The organism is Streptomyces sp. YS-3 (assembly GCF_045257485.1).
GTDB lineage: Bacteria > Actinomycetota > Actinomycetes > Streptomycetales > Streptomycetaceae > Streptomyces.
Window position 1 is genome coordinate 1 of sequence record NZ_JBJHPC010000871.1, and the last position, 2,023, is coordinate 2,023.

The window sequence follows — 2,023 nt, forward strand, 5'->3', positions numbered from 1 at the left end:
ACCCGCAGCCCGCGCAGCCCCACTTCGTACAACCCCACCCCGGACAGCCGCAGTACGTTCACTCGGCCGCCCCGGGGACCGTCACGGCCCATCCGTCGGGGGCGGGCCCGACGCAGCCGCCCCGTAAGCGGAAGCGTGCCGCGCTGGTCGTCGCGGTGGCGGTCGCCGCCGCGATCGTCGGCGTCGGCGGCTATCTGGTGAGCCAGCTCGCCGGCGGCGACTCGGACGCCGGTAAACCCACCCACGGGGGCAGCGACAAGAACAGCGCCCAGCCCGGCAGTTCGACTCCGGGCACCGGCGCGGGCAGCGCGAACAACAAGCCCCCTGCGGCACCGAAGGGGACCGTGTACAAGAACATGAGCATCACCCGCGGGTACTCGGTGAACTTCGCCGACGAGCCGCCCCAGCCGCAGAAGATGGACGTGTTCTACGAAGGCGACTTCGGCTATGCGGAGGACATCGTCAACGGGGACGCCCTCGCCACCAACCAGTCCAAGAACACCATGGCCCTGCTGGAGTCCGGCGAACCGGGAACCCTGGTCGGCTGCCGCGCCAACACCCGGTACACCACGTCGATCACGCGGGACAAGGTCGGCAAGGGTTCCCGGATCTGCGTGAAGACCGGCTCCGGGCACTACGGCCTGGTCACCGTGCTCGGCTTCGCGCCGAAGGAGTCGGCGAGCCAGTTCGTCGGCGTGGACCTCACGGTGTGGCGCAACGTCACCACCTCCTGAACGGGTCCGCCCGCGGCGGGGCCGCCGGTCCGCACGGCCCCGCCCGTTCCCGTCAGGCCGGGCTGAGCGGATGGGCGGCCGTGGCCGAGCGCGGCGGCCAGGCGCGCGGGGCCAGGATGCCCAGCACATAGGCGCGGGCCACCAGCGCCGGCCGGGTCGCCGCGCCCAGCAGGTCCCGCAGCCGGCTGAGGTGGTAGTCGACCGTCTGCCGGGACAGCTTCAGCGAGGTGGCGATCTCGCCGTTGCTGCTGCCCGCCGCCAGCAGGGAGAGGATGCGGACCTGCGCGGGGGTCAGTGACGGATGGGCCTCGTGGGCGAGGCTCTGATGGGTCACAACCGCCCACACGTGCCGGGCCCGGGCCGCCGAGTGGCCGACCGTCGTCAGATGGATCTGCGCCCGCCGCTGCCGCCCCCGGGTGTCGAGCAGCACCGCGGAGGTCTCCACCCGTCTGGTGCGGCGGGCTATGAGAGAGGCCCACCGGCGGTGCAGCCGGTCGAGGCCGGGGTCCGGGGCGAGCAGGGTGTGCGCGCGGCGCCCCACCAGGTCGGGCAGGCTCAGGTCGAACAGCTCGGCCGCCGCCGTGCTCGCCTCGACCACGCGCCCGTTGGCCGACAGCAGCGCGCAGGGCAGACCGCTGTGGTCGCGCAGCGCCTGCAGGTTGTCCTCCGCCTCCTGCCACTGGAGCATCGCGCGCAGCCGGTCGGAGATGTCCACATAGATCCCGGCGACGCAGGTGCGCGCGTTCTCCTGTACGGGGAACCGGTGCCCCACCGCCCGCCCCGCGCTGCCGTCCGGGCGCCGGTAGTCCAGGGTGTGGCGCACCGGCGTCCCCCGGCTCAGGACCTCCTGGTCCAGGGCCCGGAAGTGGACGGCCTCGGCGGGCGCGTCGAAGTCCTCGATGTACTTGCCGACGAGCTTGTCCGGAACGGTCCCGTAGAGGTGCGCGTAGGCGTGGTTGGCCCACAGATAACGGCCCTCGCCGTCCCGGATGAAGGCGGCGGCCGGGGCGAGGTCCGCGAGACCCGCGAAGGCGGCGTACCGTCGCGGCAGCCCGGGACGGGCCTCGGCCTGCGGCGCGCCCGGACCGGCGAGGGCGCCGCCGCCCCGCTCCCGCACCTGCCACGGCTCGTCGACCTCCCCCCAGAACACCGGGAAATGTTCGAGCAGCGCCTTCAGACTGGCGTCGTCCACAGCGGTCCCTCCCTCCCWGCGCGACCCGTACGCCACTGGTTGACGCAGAGTCACAACGCGATGCGTATCCCGTCCCGATCCCGCGCATGCTCGGTTC

The 2,023-nt window shown here is 73.1% G+C and carries 1 protein-coding gene and 1 pseudogene; one reads left to right on the plus strand and one right to left on the minus strand.

Annotated features, from left to right (window positions below):
* Positions 1–734 (plus strand): annotated as a pseudogene (locus tag ACJA3G_RS35765) (hypothetical protein); the annotation flags it as partial.
* Positions 735–786: 52 nt separating this feature from the next.
* Here the strand turns inward: ACJA3G_RS35765 and ACJA3G_RS35770 are convergent.
* A complete protein-coding gene (locus tag ACJA3G_RS35770) occupies positions 787–1,926 on the minus strand; it encodes a PAS domain-containing protein (RefSeq protein WP_406557196.1) in 1,140 nt (379 codons plus the stop codon).
* Between the last annotated feature and the right edge of the window lie 97 nt (positions 1,927–2,023).